Below are 26,100 nucleotides of genomic sequence, written 5' to 3' on the forward strand. Positions count from 1 at the left end.
TGTGTCGCTTAAATGAAAGAAAAAGACAGAATTGCGGCGGGGTGATGCCAGCGTTCCGGGCAATCCTTGGCTTTCCTGACACTTTCTATCGATGACTCATTTGCAACTGGGTTTTTCTGCCGGAGAGGGGGCGCTATGATTGCGCCGATTTTTCCCCAGGTGAATTCCCATGACTCAAGAACCTAGCACCCTCTATGCCAAGCTGCTCGGTGAAACCGCCGAAATCTCCTGGAAGGAGCTTGAGCCGTTCTTTGCCAAGGGTGCCCTATTGTGGGTCGATGCCGGCCTGGATTTGATCGAGGCCGCCGAGGGAATGGCTGAAGACAACCGCGATAAAGTCGCTGCCTGGTTGGCCGCTGGCAGCCTTTGCGAAGTGTCTGCGACGCGGGCATTGGACCTGGTTGAACGCGACCCGAGCTTGTGGGCGGTGGTGGTTTCGCCGTGGATACTGATCCAGGAAAGGGCGGCGTGATCAAGGGTTGCACTGAAAAGGTGCGTGATTTTCCGTTTTAAAAGTGTGTAGCTGAGTAACCGCTGGCGCCGTGATGGCATCTTGCCGTGAAGAAAGGTCACAGCGCTGGGTGACGCGCACGTCATGGGAACAGTTTTCTCGCCGGTGAATAGGCGGGAGAATTGTTTCTCAGTGTGAATAAAAGGGTGGTGGCTGTCAGATCGCGGCGTAGGAAACGGCGAATTCCGGTAAAGTTCGCCGCTTGTCACCCGGAGCTAGTCATGCCGTCAGCGCTGTCCCCCTTAGCGAAGCCTTCGCACCAACTGCTTTACCTTATCTACGGTCACCAGGACGTTTATCGGCGCGAAGCCAAGTTCAGCATCCTCACCGCCCTGTCCCAACTCAAACCGGGCGAGTCGCTGTGCATCCGGGTCATGACCGATCGCCCCCAGGATTACATTGGCTGGCCGGTTGAAACCATCGCCCTGGACGAGCAGACCCTGGCCCAATGGCAGGGTGAAAACGGTTACCCCCATCGCCGCAAGGCCTGCGCGATCGCCCATGGGCTTACGCTGGCGGACAAGACCCTGTTCGTTGACACCGACACGCTGTTCCTCAAGTCCCCCCATCGTGTGTTCGAACTGATAGAGCCGGGCCAGTATGTGATGGACGGCTTCGAATACGACTGGAGCTATGTCTGCAAGCGCCCTGACTATCTCAAGTTGGGCGAGCACCTGCAGGCCCATGGCATCTCTGCGGATAACAGCTTCAAACTCTATAACAGTGGTCTGTGCGGCGTGCGTGCCAGCGATGCGCCGCTGCTCGAAGCCTCCATCCGCCTGATCGACGAGTGGACGCGGAACTCGTTCGATATTCACACCATCGAGCAAATCGCGATTTCCTTCGCGATGCGCGACCAGAAGGTGCGCGAGGCGCATAAATTCGTTCATCACTACTTCGCCGACAAGCGCTTCTTCCATGCCATGCAAGCGCACTTCTTCACCCTTCACGGTGAGGCATTCGGCCCTGAGCTGGTAGCGCGATGCAGGGATGTGCCGCGAGTCAAGCCGGTGCCCTCGCCCTGGCAGCGGCTGCGCATCAAGTGGAAGCTGCGCAATCAGCGCAAGCACCTGAAAAAGGTCGGTCGTGACTTGCTCTACGGCAGTTCGGCGCCTGCGCATCCGTACTACGACGTGTGCCGACACGGGTGGTGGGAATCGGCTTCGCGGGAGATTCGTGGCTGGGATGAGGCGGAGCAGAAGCGGTTCTTCGGCGCAAAAAATTCCGGCTGGCCGAAGCATTTGCCCCGGCCTGCAAGACGCGCCGACGAAAAGACCATCATCGCGTTCCTGCGTCAACGCATGACGCACTGAGGTTGCAACGGCGCCAGGCGGCGCCGTCACACTGGGCTAGGCGGTCTTGCCGGTGTGGTTATTCAACGAAATAACCTTGGTCTTGCCGATGCGGTGACGGTAGATCTCGCGCAAGTACTTGATCGCCTTCTTCACACAATCCCGTGACAGGCGAATGTCATTGATCGACACGAACTTCTCTTTGTCGTTGATCAACTCGCGGTACTTCTTCTCATACATCGGCTTGATCGCGTACCAGTTGGTATCGAGGATCTTCGCCGGGTTTTCAAACTCGTTGAGCAACTCGTCGATGCGGTCTTCGTCGAAGTCCTCGTGGATGATGAAGTCCAGGATCGAATTGTCCAATGTGTCATCGAAGCGGTACGGGTTGCGCGCAAAGCAACGCTTGATAAAGGCCACGATCAGCGTGAGGAAGTCATCCGACAGGCACGGGCTCTTGGCGATCAGGGTGGTCAGCGACAGGTTGGCGGAGGCGCCGATCACCAGGGCATAGCGCTTGAGGGTGGTGTTGGGGAACAGGCTGTTGAGGTGCGTCTTGAGCCGGTTCAGGTCCATGTAGGACAGCTTGTAGTCCTTGGGCAGCGAGACGATCGACACCACCGACGAGCAGTTCTTGAAGAAGTGCAGGTCATGCAGCGCTGCCGCGTCGTAGCCGGAGTTCTTGTACTGCTCCAGGGACGCCTTGTAGCGCTTGGACTCGATCGGCAACAGGCTGATGCCTTCGATGGCCTGGGTGACCTTGTTGAAGTGCGGCAGGTCGATGGAGCGGAAGAACAGGTCGTCGATGTTCAGGCGCTGAGGCTCTTTCTCGAAGACTTTGAACTTGTCATTGGACGGCACCGGGGTTTCCGGTACGACGGATTCGGCGTAGGCAATCGCCACCGGCCCGGCCAGGCTCATGAACAGGTCATTGGCATCCAGGCGGATGGTTTCGCCGATGTCGATGCCGGCGCGACGGAAGTAGTTCTGGTCGTAGTCGGTGGTCACGGCCTGGGCGGTGAGGATGTTGAAGATCTGCTGGGATATGTACTGGTTGGCGTGTTTCTCCATGGCATTGACGTCAATGTTCTGGATATTGCCGTCATCGCTCTCTTCGGCGTAGCGCATGATGTCGTTGGAGATCAGCATCATCGCGTTCCACGGGCGGATGCGCCCCTTCACGCTGGCTTCGCTGCTGTCTTCGTTGGCAAAGTTGTATGAAAAATCCCATTCTTCAGACAGGTACTTGCACAGCAGTCGCCCGGCGTTGATGTGCAGCGCTTCGGACATTTCGCTGCGGTGGTCGGAGATGTTCGGCAGCACACAAATGCCGCTGGTGAAGATCGGCTCGAACACGAAGGCGTGGCCGCTTTTGCTGTCGTGTTCGTCGGCGGGCTTGGTGTCGAACGTCTTGTTCATGTACGAATGCTGCTGCGCCAGGCCGAACTCCGAGGCCATGCCCGAACCGGTGCCGCCGCCGGCGCTGAAGATCGAGAAGTACAGGCGCGACTGGTTGGCCTTGATGCCGCAGGAGTCGATCAGGTACGAGTGGATCATCTTCCAGTCGGGGCTGGAAAAGCGCTGAGTGTCTTTGTTGAGGATGATCTTGGCTAGGTACTGGCCGAGGATCGGCGCGTTACCGGCGCCACCGGCATGGACTTCGGAGAGGTCCATGATTTTCATCTTGCTGTAGTCGCGCAGGAAGCCGCTTTTTTCGCCCTTGCGCGAGAAACGGATACGCCCGGCGATGTCCTTGTCCAGGTCACCGAGCATCACCAGCGGTTCCACCAGGAACACCGGTTTGCTGGCCTTGCCGCCGCCCAGGCGCAGGTTGTTGCGAATCCACTGGGCCGGGCTGTAGCCCTTATCCAAGGATTTGTCTTCGGTGCTGAATTCGTTGAGGTAGAACTTGCGCGCGTTGTACACCAGCTCCGCCACGTCCAGCGCGATGTTCGAACCGCAGCGGCCCAGGCCGATCAGGCAGACCGAGGGGAATTCCTGCTCGCTGTGCTGCTCGCTGTCGCCTTCCAGGTGAGGCGGGCGCGGGAACACCATGTCGCGCAGGCCGTCGAGGTTATCGAGGATGCGGTCGGTATTGGTTTCGGTGAAGTACAGGTATTGCTGGGTGGCCAGCGGGCGCGCGGTGCTCAATGACTTTGAACCTGAGGGTTTGCCCTCAGGCGCTGGGAGCAACACGTCGGATACCACGGTGCCAGAGTTATTTTTAGAGGTCATTGTGCGCCATGTGCCTGGACGGATGGCTGAAAAGTATCAAATAGCCATCGCGGAATGGGAGATCGCGACTTTACAGTGCGTCCTTGTCCGAACCATCAGGCTTACCCAGTGTGCTCAGGAAAAACCTGGCCGGACTCTGATGAATCGGCCGTTCGTCGGCGATCTTTAGGTAAGTGATGGCGAAATGCCAAAGATTCGACGTCAGCGAATTGGCCTGACAACGGAGGTGGATCCGGGGCGGCCTGGGGACAGCTCTTTTGTCGCAGGGGTGTCCTTGGTGCCCGCCACGCTGGCTGGGGTGATCGGATTGCGCCTGTCGATCCCCTGCATTGCGCCCATTATTTCACTGGCGGGCACCGCCGGGCTCAATAGGTAGCCCTGTACGAAATCACAGCCATGGTTGAGCAGCAGATCGAATTGGGCCTGGGTTTCCACGCCTTCGGTCACCACCTGCAAGTGCAGGGTGTGAGCCATGCCGATAATTGCCTGGACGATCTCGATGTCGGCGGTCGACTTGGGAATGTCCTGGATAAACGAGCGATCGATCTTCAGGGTGTTGAGCGGCAGGCGCTTGAGGTAGGCGAGGGAGGAGTAGCCGGTGCCGAAGTCATCGATGGCCAACGACACGCCCAGCGCGCGGATTTGCCGCAGCAGGGCCAGGGTGCTGCTGATATTGCCCATCAAGGCATTTTCGGTCACTTCCAGCTCCAGGCGGTTGGCGCCGATCCCGCTGAAGCGCAGTGCGTCTTCGATTTCATCCGCCAGTTCGTCGCGGGCCAGGTTCAGGGCCGAGCAATTCACCGACATGGTCAGTTCGGTATAGCCGCGGTCGGAGAGCAGGCTCAAGTCATGGCAGGCTTGGCGCAAGACCCAGTGATCGAGTTCGGCGATCAGCCCGTTGCTTTCGGCAATCCCGATAAACCGGGCTGGGGTCAGCAGCCCATGTTGCGGATGCTGCCAGCGCACCAGGGCCTCCAGGCGTGTCACTTTGCCCAGCTTCATGTCAAAGATCGGTTGGTAGAACAGTACCAACTGGTTCTGGGCGCGCAGGGCGCTGCGTAGCTCTTCTTCCAATTGCAGTTCGAGGGAGGCGCGGGTCTTCAGGTTGGAGTTGAAGAAGTTCAGGCTATTACGTCCCATGTCCTTGGACTGGTACAGCGCCAGGTCGGCGTTTTTGAGCAGCTCTTCGCAGGTCAGGCCATCCTCGGGAAACAGGCTGATGCCAATGCTGGTGGTCATCACCATACGGCGACCGGCCAGTTCGACGGGATCCTTCATCTTTTGCATGATGCGTTGGGCCAGGTGTCGCGCTTCGTCGCGGTGGTGAATGCTGATCAGGATGCAGAACTCATCGCCGCCAAACCGTGCGACCACGTCCGCATGGCTGCGCACGGAGCCTTTGATATGGCTGGCGAGAACGCTGAGCAATTGATCCCCTGCGTCATGGCCGAGGCTGTCGTTGATGCGCTTGAAGTGATCAATATCCAGGAAAATAACCGCCATCATGCCGTTTGAAGCCGTTTTTTCGGCGATTTTTTCCGCAAAAATCTGATTGAAACCGCGTCGGTTAAGCAAGCTGGTCAGCGCGTCGTAATGCGCCACCTGTTGCAGGGAGGCGCGCGCCTGATCCAGTTCGCTGAGCAGTGCGTTGACCCGACGCAGGTCGCGCTCCTTGTGTTGCAGCTTTTTATCCGCCAGCGCGGCGCTGATGCTGCTGCCGATCACCAGCAGGGTGATCACGGCGACCGACAGGCCCAGTTGGATAGGGTTATTGTCCAGAGGTAGCGAGAGATCGGCGCCGGTGGGGACGATCAGTTGCATGGCGGCCATGCCGGTAAAGTGCATGCTGATAATGCCTGCGCCCAACATCAGGCTGGCGGCGTATTTGAGCAGTTGATGGAAGACGCCGGCACCGGTGCGCAGGTAGCTCGACAACAACAGGGCGGCCAGGCTGGCGCCAATGGCGATGCCGACCGAGGCGAGCAGCAGGCCCGACTCGAAATACGCCTGGGCCTGGGAACGCATGGCCGACATGCCGACGTAATGCATCAGGGCTATGCCGATGCCCATCCACAGCGATGCCAGCAGGTATTGGTTAAATCGCAGTTTGGTGTGACTGAGGGTTTGCATGGCGAACAACGAGGCGATCAGGGCGATGGCCAGCGAGGCGAACGTCATGAGCAGTTCGTAGTGAATCGCGATGGGTGCCTGGAAGGCCAGCATGCTGATGAAGTGAGTGGACCAGATACCCCCTGCCAGGCAACCGGCACCCAGCCAACGCCAATGGCGGCGAGCGGTAGGGTCTTCGACATGGCCAACCCGTTCGGCCATGTCCAGGGTGCCGAACCCCGCCGCACAGGCGACCAGATAGGCCAACAGCACCAGAAAAGGGTTATGACTGCAATTGAGTAATAAGTGCCCGTTCGCTGGGAGGTCGGTAAAAAAGTGCAGACCTAGCCATTCCATAGCATGTCCCGTCATAGCGTCACGTCACAGCCTACGGCGATGACCTATGAGGTCGAGTATAGAAGCCTCGCGGGATTTTCCAGCGATAATGGCACTTTGCTCGGAATGATTTTGGCATGCCGTGCATAGCAATTAGTGCTAAGCGCTGATGGGCAACTCCAACTCGAACGGTGCTTGTAACGGCGGCAGGCCGAACGCAGCACGGGCGGCGTCGCAATCGACATTCTGCTCGCCCTGGCTCCATGAAGCCTCGAATTCTCGGCAGGGGCTTGAGCGTTGCTCATAAATCGAGCAACTCGTGCCTTTGCCGACTTCGCCTTCAAGGCTGCAGCAGCGCACGGGCTTCTGGTCGGTGCCGATCATTGCCACGCGGGTCGGGTTGATCTGCACCACCAGGTCATCAGGCACCGTCCCTCCCGAGGAGGCGCACTCACCCCAGAAGAAAGACACACGAAAGTGTGAACAGCAGGCACCGCAACTCAGACACGGACTGGCTTCGGACATGGGCGTCATCGATAAGAAAAGTAGAGTGGGGGACTACTGGAAGGCTCGCCATTCTAATCGGGTCATGGCCGTTGGGAAGGGGGGCAGGCACTTATATTTTTGTCGGCAAAGTCCCGTGCTGTCGGGTGAAATCATGCCCTATCAGCTTTACGAATCATTACAGACAACCACGGCTCGCCTGACTATGTTGCAGGTACCGGGCGGGATGCATCGGGCATCGCAGCTCTCATAACAATAAAAGAGACGGACCCATGCAGAACTCGACCCAAGCGGCGAATGCCTGGCGCATTCTGTTCCTGTTGTTCCTCGCCAACCTGTTCAACTTCTTCGACCGCACCATTCCGGCGATCATCATCGAACCGATCCGCATGGAATGGCACCTGAGCGACTTCCAGCTCGGCATCATCGGCACCGCTTTCACCATCGTCTACGCCATTGCCGGCCTGCCGCTGGGGCGTCTGGCCGATACCGGCTCGCGCAGCAAACTGATGGGCTGGGGCCTGTTCGCGTGGAGCGGGTTGACGGCGATCAACGGCCTGGTCGGCAGTTTCTGGACGTTTTTGCTGGTGCGCATGGGCATCGGTATCGGTGAAGCCAGCTATGCGCCGGCTGCCAACTCGCTGATCGGCGACCTGTTCCCGGCGCACCGTCGCGCCCGGGCCATGGGGATTTTCATGCTGGGCCTGCCTTTGGGCCTGTTGCTGGCGTTCTTCACCATCGGCTGGATGGTCAAGGCCTTCGACAGCTGGCGCGCGCCGTTCTTCATCGCCGCCGTGCCGGGGCTGATCCTTGCGGTGTTCATGTTCTATATCAAGGAACCCAAGCGCGGCGCCGCCGAAGCCGTACAAGTCTCCCAGGAGCGCGTCGATCGCCCGATTCGCCGCGTGCTGGCCGTGCCGACCTTCCTGTGGCTGGTGCTGGCCGGGTTGTGCTTCAACTTCGCCACCTACGCGTGCAACTCGTTCCTGGTGCCGATGCTGCAGCGCTATTTCCTCCTGCCACTGCAGGACGCGGCGGTCGCCACCGGCGTCATCGTCGGGTTGACCGGCCTGGTGGGCCTGACCTTGGGGGGCTGGATTGCCGACAAGATCCATCAACGCGTTGCCAATGGCCGACTGCTGTTTGCGGCGTGCAGCCTGATCATCTCCACCGTCACCACCGCCTGGGCCCTGCATGCCGGGCGCATCGAGATCGGCGTGTTTGTGGCGCTGTTCAGTGTGGGCTGGTTGTTTGCGTATAACTTCTACACCTGTGTGTACACGGCGATCCAGGACGTGGTCGAGCCGCGCCTGCGGGCCACGGCGATGGCGCTGTTCTTTGCCGGTTTGTACTTGCTGGGCGGGGGCATGGGGCCGATTGTGGTGGGCGGGTTGTCCGATCACTTTGCCCATGCGGCGATGTATGCGGCGGGGGCCGAGCAGATGACCGAGGCTTACAAGGCGGTGGGCTTGCATGACGCCATGTACCTGATTCCGGTGGCGCTGTTCTTGACGATGCTGTTTCTGTTCCAGGCGTCACGCAGTTTTGTGCGTGATGCCAAGCGGATGAAGGAGGGGTTGAAGGGGGTTGAGGTGCCGGCTGCGGCCGCGATGGCTTGATTCTGCGGTGACGCCATCGGGGGCAAGCCCCCTCCCACAGTAGACCGCGTTGTCATGTCGGTCACCGATCAATGTGGGAGGGGGCTTGCCCCCGATGAGGCCCGCAACGCCAACGCTGTTCTCAAGTGAATGAAAAAGGCCCGCATTGCGCGGGCCTCTATTCAACTGGGCAGGGCGGTAATCAACCCGCTACCAACACCCGAATGGCTTCCAGTCGCAGCGCCGCCTTGTCGAGCATGGCCAGGCCTTGCTCACGTTGGTTGCGCAGGGCGACCAACTCGCTGTCGCGAACAGTCGGGTTGACCGCTTGCAACGCGGTCAGGCGCGCCAGTTCTTCGTCGGTGTCTGCCGCCAGGCGACGCTTGGCTTCGGCCACACGTTCGGCGTGACGCGGCGTGATCTTCTCTTCACCGGCATTGATCCGCGGTGTGAGTTGATCGCGCTGGGCCTGCACGAACTTGTTGGCGCTGGCCCGTGGCACGCTTTCCAGCTGGTCGTTCAAAGTTTCGAACGAGACGCGGCCGGACAGGTCGTTGCCATTGGTATCCAGCAGGCAGCGCAGTGCCGCCGGTGGCAGGTAACGGCCCAGTTGCAGCGCACGGGGCGCGACCACTTCGCTGACGTAGAGCAGCTCCAGCAACACGGTGCCCGGCTTGAGCGCCTTGTTCTTGATCAGCGCCACGGCGGTGTTGCCCATGGAGCCGGACAGCACCAAGTCCATGCCGCCCTGCACCATCGGGTGTTCCCAGGTGATGAACTGCATGTCTTCACGGGACAGCGCCTGGTTACGGTCGTAGGTGATGGTCACACCTTCGTCGTCGCCCAGGGGGAAGCTGGCGTCGAGCATTTTCTCGCTGGGCTTGAGGATCAGCGCGTTTTCCGAATGGTCTTCGCTGTCGATGCCAAAGGCGTCGAACAGGGTTTCCATGTAGATCGGCAGGGCGAACTGGTCGTCTTGCTCGAGGATGTCCTCCACCAGCGCATCGCCTTCACCGGCGCCACCGGAGTTGAGCTCCAGCAGGCGGTCGCGGCCGGTGTGCAATTCCTGCTCCAGGCGCTCGCGCTCGGCACGGGCCTCGTCGATCAGGGCTTGCCACTCGCTGTCGTCGGCGTTTTCCAGCAGCGGCAGCAGGCGCGGGCCGAACTGGTGCTGCAAAGCGTTGCCCGTCGGGCAGGTGTTAAGGAACGCGTTCAGGGCTTCGTGGTACCACTGGAACAGGCGCTGTTGCGGGCTGGTTTCCAGGTAGGGCACGTGCAGTTCGATCACATGTTTCTGGCCGATCCGGTCCAGACGGCCGATCCGCTGTTCCAGCAGGTCGGGGTGGGACGGCAGGTCGAACAGCACCAGGTGGTGGGAGAACTGGAAGTTGCGGCCTTCACTGCCGATTTCCGAGCAGATCAGCACCTGGGCGCCGAATTCCTCATCGGCGAAGTAAGCGGCGGCGCGGTCACGCTCGAGGATGTTCATGCCCTCGTGGAACACCGTGGCCGGGATGCCGGAGCGCACGCGCAGGGCGTCTTCCAGGTCCATGGCGGTTTCGGCGTGGGCGCAGATCACCAGGACCTTGGTGCGCTTGAGCATTTTCAACTGGTCGATCAGCCATTCGACGCGCGGGTCGAAGCGCCACCAGCGGTTTTCTTCGTCGATGTCCGGTTGCGACTGGAAGCTGACTTCCGGGTACAGCTCGGCGTGTTCGCCCAGGGGCAACTCGAGGTATTCGTCCGGGTTCGGCAGCGGGTAGGCGTGCAGCTTACGCTCCGGGAAGCCCTGCACGGCGGCACGGGTGTTACGGAACAGCACGCGGCCGGTGCCGTGGCGGTCGAGCAGTTCACGCACCAGGCGCGCACTGGCTTCGGCGTCGCCATCGTTGACGGCGGTCAGCAGCGCTTCGCCTTCGTTGCCGAGGAAACCTTGGATGGTCTTGTGCGCGGCGGGCGACAGGCGGCCCTTGTCGAGCAGCTCCTGCACGGCTTCGGCCACCGGGCGATAGTTCTCGCTTTCGGCACGGAAGGCGTGCAGGTCGTGGAAACGGTTCGGGTCCAACAGGCGCAGGCGCGCGAAGTGGCTGTCCTGGCCCAGCTGTTCCGGAGTGGCGGTGAGCAGCAGCACGCCCGGGATGACCTCGGCCAGTTGTTCGACCAGGCTGTATTCCGGGCTGGCTTTGTCTTCATGCCAGACCAGGTGGTGGGCTTCGTCGACCACCATCAGGTCCCAACCGGCGGCGAACAGCGCGTCCTGGGCCTTCTCATCGTCCACCAGCCACTCCAGCGCGACCAGGGCCAGCTGGGTGTCTTCGAACGGGTTGGCGGCATCGCTTTCGATAAAGCGTTCTTCATCGAACAGCGCTACTTGCAGGTTGAAGCGGCGGCGCATTTCCACCAGCCACTGGTGCTGCAGGTTTTCCGGTACCAGGATCAGTACGCGGTTGGCACGGCCCGACAGCAATTGGCGATGGATCACCAGGCCCGCTTCGATGGTCTTGCCCAGGCCCACTTCGTCCGCCAGCAACACCCGTGGTGCGATACGGTCAGCGACTTCACGGGCGATGTGCAATTGGTGGGCAATAGGTTGCGCACGCACGCCACCCAGGCCCCACAGCGAGGATTGCAATTGGCGGCTGGTGTGTTCAAGGGTGTGATAGCGCAGCGAGAACCAGGCCAGCGGGTCGATCTGCCCGGCGAACAGACGGTCGCTGGCCAGTCGGAACTGGATAAAGTTGGAGAGCTGGGTTTCCGGCAGGGTGACCTGCTCGTTCTGCCCATTGAGGCCGTGGTAGACCAGCAGGCCGTCGACGTCGTCGACTTCCTGCACGGTCATTTTCCAGCCTTCGAAATGGGTGATGGTGTCACCCGGCGAGAACCTCACGCGAGTGAGGGGCGCATTCCGTAGCGCATACTGGCGGGTGTCGCCAGTGGCCGGATAGAGCACGGTCAACAAGCGGCCGTCCTGTGCCAGAACGGTGCCTAACCCCAGCTCTGCTTCGCTGTCACTAATCCAGCGTTGCCCCGGTTGATACTGCTGCGCCATGCTGCCTGACTCCCGCCGTGAAAAAGCCGACTATGTTAACGGAACAAGGCCTCACGCCCAAGGACTCTGACAAAAACTACTCCGTTTGAGTGGCGGGGCGAGCGCTGAATCGACGGGTGGCGGGCACTTGTGAGTGTCGACTGGGTCACAGGTTGGCGAACCTGCGCTCAAGTCGTCGCGCGGCCCGCCGACAGCCTGCTGACAGGAGAACAACTATCATGCTTCCACCTATGCTGCCCGTCAGCGTCGTACCGGTTACGTCGCAACTCGACCCGGTCCGCCAGAAACCCGATATTCCGCCCGTGGTCCCTGTGCAAGCGGGCTCCAACGAAAGCACCATCGACCTGAAAAAGGGCGATGCCGAGCAGTCGACTTTTTTGCTGCGCGAGGAACAACGCCGCCAGCAGGAACAGCAGAAACGCCGGCGCGAAGCCGATGAAGACCCGGATCAGCACTTGGCGATCCCGGGCGACCTGCTCAATGCCGACAACACCGTACCGGTTGTGCCGCTGATCGAAGACGCGCCGCGCCAGGGCTTGTGGGTGGACGTCGAGGTTTAGCCCCGCAGTTCCCCCAGGGCCGTCATCAGCAACTCGATGTCGTGATCGTTGTTGAACGGGCTGACGGAGATCCGCGCAATACTGTTCAGGCCACGGGCCTGCATATCCAACGGGGTGTAGGCCACACCGTTGGCGCCGATATTGATCCGTTTCAATCCCAATTGCCGCTTGAGTTCGAAGGCGTCCCAGCCGGCGAGGTTGAAGGCGATCAAGCCTGATTGAAGCGTGCCCAGGTCATGCAGGGAAATACCCGGCATCCCGCGCAATGCTTCGCGGATTCGCCTGCTGGTGTACGTGACCCTTTCCCACACACGCTCGATCCCCAACTGATTCATCTCCTGCAGTGCATTGCCCAGGCCCGCCAACAGGGCGAAGGACACCTCGCTGGTCTCAAAGCGCCGGGCGTCGTTGCGCAGGTCGAAACCGTCGGCGCTCCAGGGGGCGGAAAACACGTCGCGCTGGGCGGGGTTCAAGTGCGGGAGGAAATCCGGCCGCACATACAGCAGCGCCGTTCCCCGTGGCCCGCGCAGGTGCTTGCGCCCGGCTGCCTTGAGCACATCGCACTGCAACGCCTGCACGTCCACCGGCACCTGGCCGACGGCTTGGCCGGCGTCGATAAAGTAGGCGATCCCGTGACGCCTGGCCACTTCACCGATGGCCTGGGCGGGGTTGATCAGGCCGCCGTTGGCGGGGAGCCAGGTGAGGTCGATGAGCTTTACCCTTGAATCGATCATCGCTTCCAATGCCACGGGGCACACCGCGCCGGTGGCATCGCAGGGGATGACGTCCACCCGCGCGCCGGCTTGCACCGCCAACTGCATGCTCGCCAGGTTGCCGCCCCATTCGTGGCGTCCTACCAGAATGCGGTCGCCCGGCTGCCACGGGCCCAAGGCCTGGAACGCCATGCTCCAGGCGGTCGAGCCGCTGCTGGCAAAGGCAATCGACGGGGTGGGCGCGTTGAGCAACTGCGCGGCCGCGCGGCGGGCTTTTTCTACCAGCAGCGCGCCATGCTCGCCGGCTTCCATCGGGCCGTCGCGGGCTTCGCGTTGTAGTTGGTCGATGATGGCGTCAAGGGTCGCCTGGCTCGGCAAGGAGGCACCGGCAGAGTTGAAGTGCACGATGCCAGATTGGCAGCCGGGAGTGCTCTCGCGCAGATGTTGCACTTGCAGCGGGCTCACGGCTGCAACTCGAAAATCCCGTCAACCTCCACCGCCACGCCGGCCGGCAGACTTGAAACGCCCACTGCCGTGCGCACATGCCGGCCTTTTTCGCCGAGGGCATTCACCAGCAGGTTGGACGCCCCATTGGCCACCGCGCCCTGGCGCTGGAACTCGCCGCTGCTGGCGATAAACACCCCCAGGCGCAGAACGCGCACCAGGCGCGACAGGTCATCGCCCAGGGCATCGCTCAATTGCGCGAGCAAGCCCAGTGCAGCCAGTTCCGCGGCCTGGACCCCTTCTTCCTCGCTGAGGGATTCGCCCAGGCGGCCCACGTAGGCAGGCTTGCCGTCTATCAGCGGGATTTGCCCAGAGATAAACAGCTGGTTCTGGCTGACCACATGGTTGATGTAGTTGGCAATCGGCTGGCTGGGTGATGGCAGCGTCAGGCCGAGGGCTTGCACGCGGTGGCGGAGGGAGTCGCTCATGGTGAATCCTCTGGGGTCAGGAGGTTTCAGCATGTGGGGCAGGGGGAGTGTCGACAAACGGATAGATCTCATTCGACGTATCGAAATAACTCACGTGTCGCGGCAGACGTCCTTCAACCACTCGCTGAAACACCGCGCGGCGTCGCTGGCAGGGCCTTGCGCTGCAATCAACCAGTAGCCTATTTCGCTGTGATAGGGCGGCCAATCGAAGGCTTCTACCAGGCTGCCATCATCCAGCCTGCGTTGGATCAAGCGATGACGGCCCATGGCAATGCCCTGGCCGGCCACCGCGGCTTCGACCACGATGTTGTAGTCGTGCAGCATGACGCGCGGGTGGTGTCTGAGGTCGACTTGATAATGCCCAGACCAGTCCGTCCACTCAAAAGGCCGGTGCGAAGTGGCCATCAACAGCGCACCGTTGTGCACTTGGCTGGCCTTGAATGCCGGGCTGCACACCGGAGAGATCACCTCCGGCATCAGTCGTGTGGCCTGCACGTCGGGCCAGTCGCCCTTGCCGTAGCGAATGGCCAGGTCGACTTCGGCCGCCGCGACGTTTGCCAGTTGAATCGCCGGCAGCAACTCCACCTGGATATGCGGATAGCGGTTGAGAAAACCGGCCAGGCGCGGCGCCAACCACAGGGTGGCGAAAGACGCCAGCAGGCCGACACGTAACACCGTGGCGCTGGGTACCAGCCGTTGGGCGCGGGTTGCGACGGCGATGGCGTCCAGGGCGGGACGGATTTCGGCGTAGTACTGCTGGCCGTCTACGGTCAGATCGATCGCGCGGGTGCGTCGGATAAACAGCGATTTACCCAGGTGCTGTTCGAGTTTTTGGACCTGATGGCTCAGGGCACTCTGGGTTACCGACAACTCCTGCGCGGCCTTGATAAAGCTCAAGTGCCGGGCCACGGCTTCAAAGGCGCGCAGGGCCAGCAGCGGCGGAAGATCCTTATGCAGTGCCACCTGGATGGGCCTCCTTGAGTGGTTGGAAAGTGCCGATTTTGGGTGTCGCTCGGCCTTTTGTCGCCGGTTGATTTGCCGTCGGGCGCAGGAGTCCGCATTATTGAGCCTTACTCGCCACTACGTAAGCCAAGCCATGAGTGATGACGACAAGCTGATCGACCTGAACGCTGAACGCGCCAAGCGCGTGCATGACCTGAATGACAAGCGCCTGAATGAAGTGCGCCAGGCGTTTGAACAGGCGATGCCTTTAGGCAAAGCCAAGAAAAAATCAAAGAACAAACCCAAAAAGCGTTAAAACGGCCGGCATCTATTGATGCAGGTCAGTTATTACCCTTCTTTACGCCCCGTCGCGGGCGACATTGATCCCCGTCAATTTTCCAATCCGCCTTCTCCATTAACTTAGCCCTATCGCAACAAGGCAAGTGCAGGAGGCCGGTCATGTTTATCGATAATGTGGTATTCGCCGGAGTGCTGACTGTAAGCCTCATGGTGCTGTTTTTTGTAGGGTTTGGATTTTTTATCTGGAAAGACGCGAACAAGCGTAAAAAACCTTAGGTCTTTCCGGGTTACATGAGCACGCAAGGCATTTTGGGCGACTTCGGTCGCCCTTTTTTTTGGGTGTTTAATTCTGGTCCATAAAAAAGGTGCGGTCCTCACAGAGGCCGCACCTTTTTTGTCAGCGCCTGGCGATCAGTTGCCCAGGGCCTTGGAGGCCAGCCAGAACAAGCCTGCCGAGAGGCCTACGGTCGCAGGCAGGGTCAACACCCAAGCCATCAGGATGGTCTTGACCGTGCCACCTTGCAGGCCGCTTTTGTTGGCGACCATGGTGCCCGCCACGCCGGAAGACAGGACGTGGGTGGTGGAGACCGGCAGGGCGAAGATATTGGCAAAACCAATCATGGTGGCGGTGGTGATCTGTGCCGACATGCCCTGGGCATAGGTCATGCCCTGCTTGCCGATCTTCTCACCGATCGTCAGTACCACACGCTTCCAGCCCACCATGGTGCCCAGGCCCAGGGCCAGTGCGACCGCGAGGATCACCCAGAACGGCGCGTACTCGGTGGTGGCGGTGAGGTCCTTGCGCAGTTTGTCGAGGTCGGACTTCTCACGCGCTTCCAGGCCCGGCAGCTTGCCGACTTTTTTCGCGGTGTCGTCCAGGCACAGCAAGTAGCGGCGTACTTCGATGCGGTGATCGGCACTCAGGGAATGGTAATCGGAGACGCCTTTCAAGGTATCCAGCAACGCATTGATGGTGGGTTCGGTCTGCTGCGGGTTGCAGCGGAACTTGCCCGGCAGGTCGTCTTTCACGCTTTTGCCCAGGGCCAGGAACTCACCCAGGGTCTCGTGGTTGCGCTGGTAGAACTGGTTAAGGTGCAGCGTGGCGTCGCGAGTACGCTCGATTTGGTAGGTGGTGCTGCCCAGGTCGAGTACGAACTGCGCCGGCACGATACCGATCAGCACCAGCATGATCAGGCCGATGCCTTTCTGGCCATCGTTGGAGCCGTGCACGAAACTCACGGCCATTGCCGAAATCACCAGGACCAGGCGGTTCCAGAACGGCGGGTGCTTCTTGTCGTCGAGCTTGCGGCGCTGGTCCGGGGTCTTGTGCATCTTCGACAGCGGGCGCCACCATTTCAGGCCGATCAGCACCAGGGCTGCGACCAGGAAGCCGGCCATCGGCGAGAACACCAGGGACGCGCCGATATCGACGGCCTTCTGCCAGTTCACACCGTCAGCCAGGGGGATGTCGTTGATCAGGGCATTGGCCAGGCCGACACCGAGGATCGAACCGATCAGGGTGTGGGAGCTGGAGGCGGGGATACCGAAGTACCAGGTGCCCAGGTTCCAGGTGATCGCCGCGGCTAGCAACGAGAAGACCATCGCCAAGCCATGGCCGGTGTTCACATTGATCAGCAGCTCCACGGGCAGCAGGTGCACGATGGCGTAGGCGACACCGACACCACCGAGCAACACGCCGAGGAAGTTGAACACCCCGGAGAAGAACACGGCCAGATGCGGCGGCATGGCTTTGGTATAGATGACTGTGGCCACCGCGTTAGCGGTGTCATGAAAGCCATTGATGAACTCGAAGGCGAGGACAAAGGCCAGGGCGAGCAACAGGCTCACGAGAACCCAAGCATCCAGTCCGCTGAATAAATCGATCATGAAGGTTTTCTGACCCGGTCGTAAGGGGGCGCGATTATGCCAGAAAACCTCGGTAATCGATGCACTAGCTGCTCATCGGTATCAATCTTCATCGAATCGCCCTGGGCGAAAGCTGGCAATCCCAGGGTTTTCGGGGCTTTGGCAAGTCTTTGATTTATAACGCGCAGCGCTGAAAAGACAGGGTTTTGTCACCAAATCGTCATGCCTGAAACATTTGTATGAAATTTTACAGGCGATCGCGGGATGAGGCCGACGGCGCGCTGGCTAAATGGCAGCACTCCAGCCAGGACCCAAGACTCAAGCCGAAGCGCTTATGGCTCTTCGGCCTTGAGTTCCTGTTCAATCTTTTGGATTTCCTGGGCAAATGCCTGGTCGAGCAGGCTGGCTCGCTTGCGCCATGGTTTGCGTTCCGGTTCAGGCTGGGCGGCGTAGGTGGTGACTTCTCCGCCGTAAACATCCTTGTAACGTTGCTCCTGGCGCTCAAGTTCCGCGCGCAGTTCATCTTTCGTCACATTGTTACCTAATTGAGTTGAGTGTAAATACGTAGCAGCGTTAATGCCTGAATGCCGCCTCGGGTTGTTCCAAATTGAACCCATGAAGTGTTCAAGTTTGAAATGGAAACGAGAGGCCACTGTTGCGACAGTCATTGCAGGCAGGTAGTTGCGACCGTTCATGCACGGCCTGTGCATGGTCTGGCGAGCTCCGGCCCCGATATCAAACCGGGCTGACCTCCGCACAGGGTGCATTATAGCGGCGCATTTGAATAACACTATCGGCATAAAGTTAAAAAGCGTCAACTTTGTGTGAGTGTTTTGTTACGCGGACGCGTCGGTATTTGCTGAAAAACTGGCGTCATAAATACAACAAGGGATACCGTTATTAAATGACCGGCTTAACATTATCGGATGGCGAGATTGGGACATCTGCCAGGTGCGGTGCTGAATTGCGATAATCGCATGATTGTCCGATAATCGCCCAATGTTGCGGGGCGTGCCTTGTGCGCCACGGCCGGCCCGGCTTGTAATAGCAGCCCAATCCCCTGTGGTTGACAATAAGAGAAAGGAACCTGGCATGAACGATCAATTGCGCAACTCTTTCGCGTCAGTGGCGCCGCCGATCGTTGCTTCGCCGGCCAAGCGTATTCAGGCGTTTACCGGTGATCCGGATTTCATGACCTCGCTGGCTCGCGGCCTGGCCGTGGTGCAGGCGTTCCAGGAGCGCAAGCGCCACCTGACCATCGCCCAGATCAGTCACCGCACCGAAATCCCCCGCGCCGCCGTACGCCGCTGCCTGCATACCCTGATCAAACTCGGCTACGCCACCACCGATGGGCGCACCTATTCATTGCTGCCCAAAGTCCTGACCCTAGGGCATGCCTACCTGTCCTCCACGCCATTGGCGGTATCGGCCCAGCCTTACCTGGACCGCATGAGCGAGCAACTGCACGAAGCCTGCAACATGGCCACCCTCGAAGGCGACGACATCCTCTACATCGCCCGTTCGGCCACCACCCAGCGCCTGATTTCCGTGGACCTGTCGGTGGGCGGACGGTTGCCGGCCTATTGCACCTCCATGGGCCGCATCCTGCTCGCGGCATTGGATGACGCCTCGCTGCAGGACTACCTCGACCATGCCGACCTGCAAACCAAGACCAGCCGCACCCTGACCACCCCCGAGGCCTTGTTCGAATGCCTGCAACAAGTGCGGCAGCAGGGCTGGTGCATTGTCGACCAGGAACTGGAACAGGGCCTGCGCTCCATCGCCGTGCCGGTGTATGACGCGTCCGGCCAGGTGCTGGCGGCGCTCAATGTCAGTACTCACGCTGGGCGGGTCAGCCGCAGCGAACTGGAGCAGCGTTTCCTGCCGAGCATGCTCAGTGCCAGCCGTGAGTTGAGTGCGCAGTTGTTTGCTTAAGGTGTTCGGTGACCGCACAGATCCCCGCTTGATCAATTGACGATGTTTCCCCCGGCTTATTACTGTGCGGCAGCGCTCTTGAGGGCGCCCCAATAATAATGACGGCCCCAGGCCGTTGGCCCGCCATCGGTGTGGAATAAGAATAATGAATCAACCTTCTGTCGGCACGACCCTGGACGTCCAGTCCTTCATCAACACCCAGCCACTGTCCCGTTACCAGTGGCGCGTGGTGATCCTGTGTTTCCTCATCGTTTTCCTCGATGGCCTCGACACCGCCGCCATGGGCTTTATCGCGCCCGCGCTGTCCCAGGACTGGGGCATTGACCGCGCCAGCCTTGGCCCGGTGATGAGCGCTGCGTTGATCGGCATGGTATTCGGCGCCCTGGGTTCCGGACCGCTGGCCGACCGTTTCGGGCGCAAGGTTGTGCTGGTGGGCGCGGTGCTGGTGTTTGGCGCCTTCAGCCTGGCCTCGGCCTACAGCAGCAACGTGGACCAATTGCTGGTGCTGCGTTTTCTCACCGGGCTGGGCCTGGGTGCCGGCATGCCGAACGCGACGACCTTGCTCTCCGAATACACCCCTGAACGCCACAAATCGCTATTGGTGACCAGCATGTTCTGTGGTTTCAACCTGGGCATGGCCGGTGGCGGGTTTATCTCGGCCAAGCTGATCCCGGCGTTCGGCTGGCACGCCTTGTTGATGATCGGCGGCATCCTGCCGTTGATCCTGGTGGCGGTGCTGATGCTGTGGCTGCCGGAATCGGCGCGTTTCCTGGTGGTGCGCAATCGAGGCGTCGACAAGGTGCGCAAGACCTTGTCGCCCATCGAACCCTCGATCGTTGCCCAGGCCACGGCCTTCAGCGTGCCTGAACAAAAAACCGTCAAGGCGCGCAACGTGTTCGCGGTGATTTTCTCGGGCACCTACAGCGCCGGCACCTTGCTGCTGTGGCTCACGTACTTCATGGGCCTGGTGATCGTGTACCTGCTGACCAGTTGGCTGCCGACCCTGATGCGTGACAGCGGCGCCAGCATGGAGCAGGCCGCCTTCATCGGCGCGTTGTTCCAGTTTGGTGGCGTATTGAGCGCCGTCGGCGTGGGATGGGCGATGGACCGGTTCAATCCCCACAAGGTCATCGGCACCTTCTACCTGCTGGCCGGGGTGTTTGCCTACGCGGTGGGGCAGAGCCTGGGCAATATCACCCTATTGGCCACCTTGGTGCTGGTCGCCGGGATGTGCGTCAACGGTGCGCAATCGGCGATGCCATCCCTGGCCGCACGCTTCTACCCGACCCAAGGCCGTGCCACCGGCGTGTCGTGGATGCTCGGCATCGGCCGCTTCGGCGCGATCCTCGGCGCGTGGATGGGCGCCACCTTGCTCGGCCTGGGCTGGAACTTCGAGCAGGTGCTCACCGCCCTGGTGATTCCGGCCGCTTTGGCCACGGCAGCCGTGGTGATCAAAGGCATGGTCAGCCATGCGGATGCGACCTGAGACTAATCGATAGCCTGCCAACAATCCGTTCGATAATCGAACGCTGAGTCGATTATCGGATTGTTTGGCCGATTTCCCCGGCTTAATCTTCAAGCACTTCGGCGCCACCTCAGCGCCTTTTCGATCCACACCGGGAGTCCAACCCCATGGCTGAAATTCTTGCGCTGCGTGACGCGGTGAAGCAATTCGTGAACGACGGCGACACTGTCGCACTGGAAGGCTTCACCCATCTGATCCCTACGGCAGCGGGTCATGAAATCATTCGTCAGGGCAAGAAAGACCTGACGCTGGTGCGTATGACGCCTGACCTGATCTACGACCAGTTGATCGGGGCCGGGTGTGCGCGCAAGTTGATTTTTTCCTGGGGCGGTAACCCGGGTGTAGGCTCCCTGCATCGCCTGCGTGACGCGGTCGAGAAGCAATGGCCGCAACCGTTGGAAATCGAAGAACACAGCCACGCCGACCTGGCCAATGCCTACGTCGCCGGCGCATCGGGCCTGCCGTTCGCGGTGCTGCGCGCCTACGCGGGTTCCGACTTGCCCAAGGTCAACCCGCTGATCAAGAGCGTGACGTGCCCGTTCACCGGTGAAGTGCTGGCAGCGGTACCGTCGGTGCGTCCGGACGTCACCGTGATCCACGCGCAAAAGGCTGATCGCAAGGGCAACGTGCTGCTCTGGGGCATTCTAGGGGTGCAGAAGGAAGCGGCCCTGGCGGCCAAGCGCTGCATCGTCACCGTGGAAGAAATCGTCGATGACCTGAACGCGCCGATGAACAGCTGCGTGCTGCCGACCTGGGCCCTGACGGCGGTGTGCCATGTACCCGGTGGTGCCCATCCGTCTTACGCCCACGGCTACAACGAGCGTGACAATCGCTTCTACCAGGCGTGGGACCCCATCGCCCGCGACCGTGGGACCTTTACCGCCTGGATGGATGAATACATCCACGGCACTGCCGATTTCAGTGAATTCCAGGCCAAGCTGACCACGCAGCAGGAGGCCAAGTAATGGCTTACTCGACCAATGAAATGATGACCGTCGCCGCCGCGCGTCGCCTCAAGAACGGCTCCGTATGCTTTGTGGGCATCGGCCTGCCGTCCAAGGCCGCCAACCTGGCGCGCCTGACTTCGTCGCCGGATGTGGTGCTGATCTACGAGTCCGGCCCGATTGGCGCCAAGCCCAGCGTATTGCCACTGTCGATCGGTGATGGCGAGCTGGCGGAAACCGCCGACACTGTGGTGCCGACCGGCGAGATTTTTCGCTACTGGCTGCAGGGCGGGCGTATCGACGTGGGCTTCCTCGGTGCCGCGCAAGTCGACCGTTTCGGTAACATCAACACCACCGTGGTCGGTGATTATCACCAACCCAAGGTGCGCCTGCCGGGCGCCGGTGGCGCGCCGGAAATCGCCGGCTCGGCCAAGAGCGTGTTGATCATCCTCAAGCAGTCGTCCCGTTCGTTTGTCGACAAGCTGGACTTCATCACTTCGGTCGGCCACGGCGAAGGTGGGGATTCGCGTAAACGCCTGGGTTTGCCGGGTGCCGGTCCTGTCGGAATTATTACCGACCTGTGCATCATGGAACCGGAAGAGGGCACCCATGAATTCGTGGTCACCGCCCTCCATCCGGGCGTGACCCGCGAGCAAGTCGTAGCGGCCACCGGTTGGGCGATTCGGTTTGCCGAGCAGGTCAGCACCACCGCCGAGCCGACCGAGGTCGAGTTGACCGCCCTGCGTGATCTCGAAGCACGCACGGCCGCCGCCCATGGCCAAGCCCCGGGAGAAGCCTGATGCGCGAGGTCTTTATCTGCGATGCGATTCGCACCCCCATCGGCCGCTTTGGCGGTGGCCTGTCCAGTGTGCGCGCCGATGACCTGGCGGCCGTGCCGATCAAGGCACTGATCGAGCGCAACCCCTCGGTAGACTGGACGGCCGTCGACGAGGTGTTCCTCGGCTGCGCCAACCAGGCCGGTGAAGACAACCGCAACGTCGCCCGCATGGCGTTGCTGCTGGCCGGCCTGCCGGAAAGCATTCCCGGCGTCACCCTCAACCGTTTGTGCGCCTCGGGCATGGATGCGATCGGCACCGCGTTTCGCGCCATCGCCAGCGGCGAAATGGAGCTGGCGATTGCCGGTGGCGTCGAGTCGATGTCCCGTGCGCCGTTCGTGATGGGCAAGGCGGATGCGGCGTTTTCGCGCAACATGAAGCTGGAAGACACCACCATCGGCTGGCGTTTTATCAACCCGTTGATGAAGGCCCAGTACGGCGTGGACGCCATGCCGCAGACCGCCGATAACGTCGCCGACGACTACCAGGTCTCCCGCGCCGACCAGGACGCCTTTGCCCTGCGCAGCCAGCAACGCACCGCCGCCGCCCAGGCTGCCGGGTTCTTCGCTGAAGAAATCGTACCGGTACGGGTCGCCCAGAAAAAAGGCGAAACCCTGGTGGAGCACGATGAGCACCCCAGGGACACCACCCTTGAAGCCCTGGCCAAACTCAAGCCGGTCAACGGCCCGGACAAGACCGTCACCGCGGGCAATGCCTCGGGGGTGAACGACGGTGCGGCCGCACTGATCCTGGCGTCTGCCGAAGCGGTGAAAAAACACGGCCTGACTGCCCGCGCCCGCGTGCTGGGCATGGCCAGCGCCGGTGTTGCGCCACGGGTGATGGGCATCGGCCCGGTGCCGGCGGTGCGCAAGCTGGTGGAACGCCTGGGCCTGGCCGTGACTGACTTCGATGTGATCGAACTCAACGAAGCCTTCGCCAGCCAAGGCCTGGCGGTGCTGCGTGAACTGGGCATCGCCGACGATGCACCCCAGGTCAACCCGAACGGTGGCGCCATTGCACTGGGCCACCCCTTGGGCATGAGCGGTGCACGGCTGGTATTGACGGCCCTGCATCAGTTGGAAAAAACCGGCGGCCGTAAAGGCCTGGCGACCATGTGCGTGGGCGTCGGCCAAGGCCTGGCCCTGGCGATCGAACGCATCTAATAAGAGAGGACAGCTCCATGAGTGACAAGCCCGGTTACCGGCGCCCGCAAGCGGGCACTCAGCCTGATTACCTGCACCCGGCCTACCAGTCGACGAACCTGCGTTCGCCGTCCCAGCCGTTGGTGTTCCTGCCCCATTCTTTGTCGGAAATCACCGGCCCGACCATCGGTGCCGAGCGAGTCAGCGAAAAGGACAACGACCTCACCGCCCAACACGACGGCGAACCGTTGGGCGAACGCATCATCATTCATGGCCGCGTGCTGGATGAAAACGGCCTGCCGGTGCCGGGCATCCTCGTGGAGATCTGGCAGGCCAACGCCGCCGGTCGCTACAACCACAAGCGTGACCTGCACGATGCGCCGCTGGACCCGAACTTCACCGGCACCGGGCGCACCGTCACCGACGCCGATGGCTGGTACCAGTTCCAGACCATCAAGCCTGGGGCCTACCCATGGGGCAACCACCACAACGCGTGGCGCCCGGCGCATATCCATTTTTCGCTGTTCGGCCCGAGCGTGCTGACGCGCCTGGTGACGCAGATGTATTTCCCTGGCGACCCGCTGCTGGAATACGACCCGATCTACAACTGCGTACCGGATACCAGCGCCAAGGAACGTCTGATCGCCCGTTTCGACCTGGAAAAGACCATTCCTTCCTATGCCCTCGGCTACCGCTGGGACATCGTCCTGCGCGGCCGCGACGCCACGCCGATGGAGAAATGAGATGACACTCTACGCGACCACGTCCCACACCGTCGGGCCGTACTACCACATCGGCCTGACCTGGCTGAACCGCGAAGATTTGACCGTCGCCGCCACCCTCGGCGAGCGCGTGGCGATCAGCGGGCAAGTGGTGGACGGCAACGGTGATGTTGTCAACGACGCCATGCTCGAAGTCTGGCAGGCCAATGCCGCCGGCAAATACGACCACCCTGAAGACGAGCAGGACAAGGCGCTCGACCCGAACTTCGAAGGCTTTGGCCGGGTACCGGTGGATGCCGAAGGGCGCTTCCGCTTTACCACGATCAAGCCGGGCAGCGTGCCGGGCCTGCAAGGCACGACCCAGGCGCCGCACCTGGTGGTGCTGGTGTTTGCCCGTGGGCTGGTGAAGCACCTGCTGACGCGGATTTATTTCGAGGGCGAGGCGTTGAACGGGGACGACCCGTTGCTGGCCTGTGTGCCTGCCGAGCGGCGCGGCACGTTGATTGCCAAGCCGGATGCGGCGGGTGTGCACCAGTGGAATGTGATTTTGCAGGGCACAGATAAGGAGACGGTGTTCTTCGATTATTGAGTCGCTTGTCAGGGCCCCATTGGGGGCAAGCCCCCTCCCACATTTTGATGTGGGAGGGGGCCGGTTCAGGCACTGCCTACGCAAAAGTCTGCTTGCGGAACATGGTTGTTGCAAAGTATGTCTAGGCTATAACCGTTCCCACTGAGTGAAAAACCATGACAACAACCACCAGTCACTACACCGGAGAAGAGCGCAGCAAACGGATCTTTGCGATTGTCGGTGCCTCCTCCGGCAACCTGGTCGAATGGTTCGACTTCTACGTCTATGCCTTCTGTGCCATTTACTTCGCCCCGGCGTTTTTCCCGTCGGATGACCCCACGGTCCAACTGCTCAACACCGCTGGCGTGTTCGCCGCCGGCTTCCTGATGCGCCCCATCGGCGGCTGGCTGTTCGGCCGGGTCGCCGACAAGCACGGACGCAAGAATTCGATGATGATCTCGGTGCTGATGATGTGCGCCGGTTCCCTGGTCATCGCCTTTTTGCCCACCTACAAAGACATCGGCGCCTGGGCCCCGGCCCTGCTGCTGGTGGCGCGGCTGTTCCAGGGCCTGTCGGTGGGGGGCGAATATGGCACCACTGCGACCTACATGAGTGAAGTCGCGCTCAAGGGCCAGCGTGGGTTTTTCGCCTCGTTCCAGTACGTGACCCTGATCGGTGGCCAACTGTTGGCGGTGCTGGTGGTGGTGATCCTGCAACAGATCCTCACTGAGGAAGAGCTGCGGGCCTGGGGCTGGCGGATTCCGTTCGTGATCGGTGCGATTGCCGCGGTGATCTCCCTGCTGCTGCGTCGCACCCTCAAGGAAACCACCAGCAAGGAAACCCGCGAGGACAAGGACGCCGGCAGTATCGCCGCGCTGTTCCGTGACCATAAGGCGGCATTCATCACCGTGCTCGGCTACACCGCAGGCGGTTCGCTGATTTTCTACACCTTTACCACCTACATGCAGAAGTACCTGGTAAACACCGCCGGGATGCACGCCAAGACCGCCAGTTACATCATGACCGGCGCGCTGTTCCTGTACATGTGCATGCAGCCGCTGTTCGGCATGCTGGCCGACAAGATCGGCCGGCGTAATTCGATGCTGTGGTTCGGCGCGTTGGGCACACTGTGCACGGTGCCGATCCTGCTCAGCTTGAAAACCGTCAGCAGTCCGTTCCTGGCGTTTGTGCTGATCACCCTGGCCCTGGCGATTGTCAGCTTCTACACCTCGATCAGCGGCCTGGTGAAGGCGGAAATGTTCCCGCCACAAGTGCGCGCTCTGGGCGTGGGCCTGGCCTATGCGGTGGCCAACGCGATCTTCGGCGGTTCGGCGGAATACGTGGCCCTGGGCCTCAAATCCATGGGCATGGAAAACACCTTCTATTGGTATGTCACCGGCATGATGGCGGTGGCCTTCCTGTTCAGCTTGCGCTTGCCGAAACAGGCGGCGTACCTGCATCACGATTTGTAAGGGATGAGT

At 61.0% G+C, this 26,100-nt stretch carries 23 protein-coding genes; 14 read left to right on the forward strand and 9 right to left on the reverse strand.

What is annotated here, in order from left to right:
* The first annotated feature begins 169 nt into the window (after nt 1-169).
* Together NIBR502773_RS22265 and NIBR502773_RS22270 are read left to right on the forward strand one after the other, a co-directional pair.
* Nucleotides 170-472: a DUF2288 domain-containing protein gene (locus tag NIBR502773_RS22265; RefSeq protein ID WP_065938816.1), complete on the forward strand. Its 303-nt coding sequence runs from the start codon at nt 170-172 to the stop codon at nt 470-472.
* Nucleotides 473-732: 260 nt separating this feature from the next.
* The gene (locus NIBR502773_RS22270; RefSeq protein WP_141156946.1) at nt 733-1,824 is read left to right on the forward strand and encodes a hypothetical protein; all 1,092 of its coding nucleotides are present in this window, start codon (nt 733-735) and stop codon (nt 1,822-1,824) included.
* 36 nt (nt 1,825-1,860) lie between these two features.
* On the opposite strand, the gene NIBR502773_RS22275 is transcribed toward NIBR502773_RS22270, so the two are convergent.
* The 3 genes from NIBR502773_RS22275 to NIBR502773_RS22285 all read right to left on the reverse strand — a co-directional run bounded on the left by NIBR502773_RS22275 (nt 1,861) and on the right by NIBR502773_RS22285 (nt 7,008).
* Nucleotides 1,861-4,038, reverse strand: a complete 2,178-nt coding sequence (locus tag NIBR502773_RS22275; RefSeq protein ID WP_141156947.1) for a hypothetical protein — start codon at nt 4,036-4,038, stop codon at nt 1,861-1,863.
* 201 nt (nt 4,039-4,239) lie between these two features.
* Nucleotides 4,240-6,504 carry a bifunctional diguanylate cyclase/phosphodiesterase gene (locus NIBR502773_RS22280; protein ID WP_141156948.1) on the reverse strand — a complete coding sequence of 755 codons (2,265 nt, stop codon included), beginning with the start codon at nt 6,502-6,504 and terminating at the stop codon, nt 4,240-4,242.
* 138 nt (nt 6,505-6,642) lie between these two features.
* Nucleotides 6,643-7,008 (reverse strand): YkgJ family cysteine cluster protein, encoded by a 366-nt coding sequence (locus NIBR502773_RS22285; RefSeq protein ID WP_115485798.1) that lies wholly within the window; start codon nt 7,006-7,008, stop codon nt 6,643-6,645.
* Nucleotides 7,009-7,259: 251 nt separating this feature from the next.
* On the opposite strand from NIBR502773_RS22285, the gene NIBR502773_RS22295 reads away from it, so the two are divergent.
* A complete protein-coding gene (locus NIBR502773_RS22295) occupies nt 7,260-8,606 on the forward strand; it encodes an MFS transporter (protein ID WP_141156949.1) in 1,347 nt (448 codons plus the stop codon).
* 181 nt (nt 8,607-8,787) lie between these two features.
* On the opposite strand, the gene rapA is transcribed toward NIBR502773_RS22295, so the two are convergent.
* Complete coding sequence (gene rapA / locus NIBR502773_RS22300) at nt 8,788-11,634, reverse strand: RNA polymerase-associated protein RapA (RefSeq protein WP_141156950.1); 2,847 nt, start codon at nt 11,632-11,634, stop codon at nt 8,788-8,790.
* A 218-nt stretch (nt 11,635-11,852) separates the two neighbouring features.
* Here rapA and NIBR502773_RS22305 point away from each other — a divergent pair, with 218 nt between their 5' ends.
* Nucleotides 11,853-12,194: an aspartate-semialdehyde dehydrogenase gene (locus NIBR502773_RS22305; RefSeq protein WP_065926412.1), complete on the forward strand. Its 342-nt coding sequence runs from the start codon at nt 11,853-11,855 to the stop codon at nt 12,192-12,194.
* On the opposite strand, the gene NIBR502773_RS22310 is transcribed toward NIBR502773_RS22305, so the two are convergent.
* The 3 genes from NIBR502773_RS22310 to NIBR502773_RS22320 form a co-directional block, all read right to left on the reverse strand.
* Nucleotides 12,191-13,372 carry an aminotransferase class V-fold PLP-dependent enzyme gene (locus tag NIBR502773_RS22310; RefSeq protein ID WP_141156951.1) on the reverse strand — a complete coding sequence of 394 codons (1,182 nt, stop codon included), beginning with the start codon at nt 13,370-13,372 and terminating at the stop codon, nt 12,191-12,193. The genes NIBR502773_RS22305 and NIBR502773_RS22310 overlap by 4 nt on opposite strands.
* Entirely contained in the window at nt 13,369-13,839 is a 471-nt protein-coding gene (locus tag NIBR502773_RS22315) for a RidA family protein (RefSeq protein ID WP_141156952.1), read from the reverse strand. The genes NIBR502773_RS22310 and NIBR502773_RS22315 overlap by 4 nt, the downstream gene beginning before the upstream one ends.
* 90 nt (nt 13,840-13,929) lie before the next feature.
* Nucleotides 13,930-14,802 (reverse strand): LysR substrate-binding domain-containing protein, encoded by an 873-nt coding sequence (locus tag NIBR502773_RS22320; RefSeq protein WP_141156953.1) that lies wholly within the window; start codon nt 14,800-14,802, stop codon nt 13,930-13,932.
* Nucleotides 14,803-14,902: 100 nt separating this feature from the next.
* Here NIBR502773_RS22320 and NIBR502773_RS22325 point away from each other — a divergent pair, with 100 nt between their 5' ends.
* Nucleotides 14,903-15,097, forward strand: a complete 195-nt coding sequence (locus NIBR502773_RS22325) for a hypothetical protein (RefSeq protein WP_141156954.1) — start codon at nt 14,903-14,905, stop codon at nt 15,095-15,097.
* A 143-nt stretch (nt 15,098-15,240) separates the two neighbouring features.
* Nucleotides 15,241-15,357: a cytochrome c oxidase subunit CcoM gene (gene ccoM / locus NIBR502773_RS31165; protein ID WP_017530457.1), complete on the forward strand. Its 117-nt coding sequence runs from the start codon at nt 15,241-15,243 to the stop codon at nt 15,355-15,357.
* 135 nt (nt 15,358-15,492) lie between these two features.
* Here the strand turns inward: ccoM and NIBR502773_RS22330 are convergent, their stop codons facing one another.
* Nucleotides 15,493-16,968, reverse strand: coding sequence for an inorganic phosphate transporter (locus tag NIBR502773_RS22330; protein ID WP_027604410.1), 1,476 nt, complete (start codon nt 16,966-16,968; stop codon nt 15,493-15,495).
* Between the two features lie 311 nt (nt 16,969-17,279).
* Nucleotides 17,280-17,480 carry a hypothetical protein gene (locus NIBR502773_RS22335; RefSeq protein ID WP_003172389.1) on the reverse strand — a complete coding sequence of 67 codons (201 nt, stop codon included), beginning with the start codon at nt 17,478-17,480 and terminating at the stop codon, nt 17,280-17,282.
* 559 nt (nt 17,481-18,039) lie between these two features.
* On the opposite strand from NIBR502773_RS22335, the gene pcaR reads away from it, so the two are divergent.
* The 8 genes from pcaR to NIBR502773_RS22375 all read left to right on the forward strand — a co-directional run bounded on the left by pcaR (nt 18,040) and on the right by NIBR502773_RS22375 (nt 26,091).
* The gene (gene pcaR, locus NIBR502773_RS22340; protein WP_025855315.1) at nt 18,040-18,882 is read left to right on the forward strand and encodes a pca regulon transcriptional regulator PcaR; all 843 of its coding nucleotides are present in this window, start codon (nt 18,040-18,042) and stop codon (nt 18,880-18,882) included.
* A 145-nt stretch (nt 18,883-19,027) separates the two neighbouring features.
* Nucleotides 19,028-20,368 carry an MFS transporter gene (locus NIBR502773_RS22345; protein ID WP_141156955.1) on the forward strand — a complete coding sequence of 447 codons (1,341 nt, stop codon included), beginning with the start codon at nt 19,028-19,030 and terminating at the stop codon, nt 20,366-20,368.
* A 146-nt stretch (nt 20,369-20,514) separates the two neighbouring features.
* On the forward strand, nt 20,515-21,372 hold the full coding sequence (locus NIBR502773_RS22350; protein WP_027604408.1) for a CoA transferase subunit A: 858 nt from the start codon (nt 20,515-20,517) through the stop codon (nt 21,370-21,372).
* Nucleotides 21,372-22,151, forward strand: coding sequence for a CoA-transferase subunit beta (locus NIBR502773_RS22355; RefSeq protein ID WP_027604407.1), 780 nt, complete (start codon nt 21,372-21,374; stop codon nt 22,149-22,151). Before NIBR502773_RS22350 ends, NIBR502773_RS22355 begins: the two co-directional genes overlap by 1 nt.
* Nucleotides 22,148-23,350: a 3-oxoadipyl-CoA thiolase gene (gene pcaF, locus NIBR502773_RS22360; RefSeq protein ID WP_177414173.1), complete on the forward strand. Its 1,203-nt coding sequence runs from the start codon at nt 22,148-22,150 to the stop codon at nt 23,348-23,350. Before NIBR502773_RS22355 ends, pcaF begins: the two co-directional genes overlap by 4 nt.
* A gap of 17 nt (nt 23,351-23,367) precedes the next feature.
* Nucleotides 23,368-24,072 carry a protocatechuate 3,4-dioxygenase subunit beta gene (gene pcaH / locus NIBR502773_RS22365; RefSeq protein ID WP_027604405.1) on the forward strand — a complete coding sequence of 235 codons (705 nt, stop codon included), beginning with the start codon at nt 23,368-23,370 and terminating at the stop codon, nt 24,070-24,072.
* A 1-nt stretch (nt 24,073) separates the two neighbouring features.
* A complete protein-coding gene (gene pcaG, locus NIBR502773_RS22370; protein WP_098480246.1) occupies nt 24,074-24,640 on the forward strand; it encodes a protocatechuate 3,4-dioxygenase subunit alpha in 567 nt (188 codons plus the stop codon).
* Between the two features lie 155 nt (nt 24,641-24,795).
* Nucleotides 24,796-26,091: an MFS family transporter gene (locus NIBR502773_RS22375; RefSeq protein WP_065938827.1), complete on the forward strand. Its 1,296-nt coding sequence runs from the start codon at nt 24,796-24,798 to the stop codon at nt 26,089-26,091.
* Nucleotides 26,092-26,100: the final 9 nt, after the last annotated feature.

This window comes from Pseudomonas sp. NIBRBAC000502773 (assembly GCF_006517195.1).
In the GTDB taxonomy this organism is placed as follows: Bacteria; Pseudomonadota; Gammaproteobacteria; order Pseudomonadales; family Pseudomonadaceae; genus Aquipseudomonas; species Aquipseudomonas marginalis.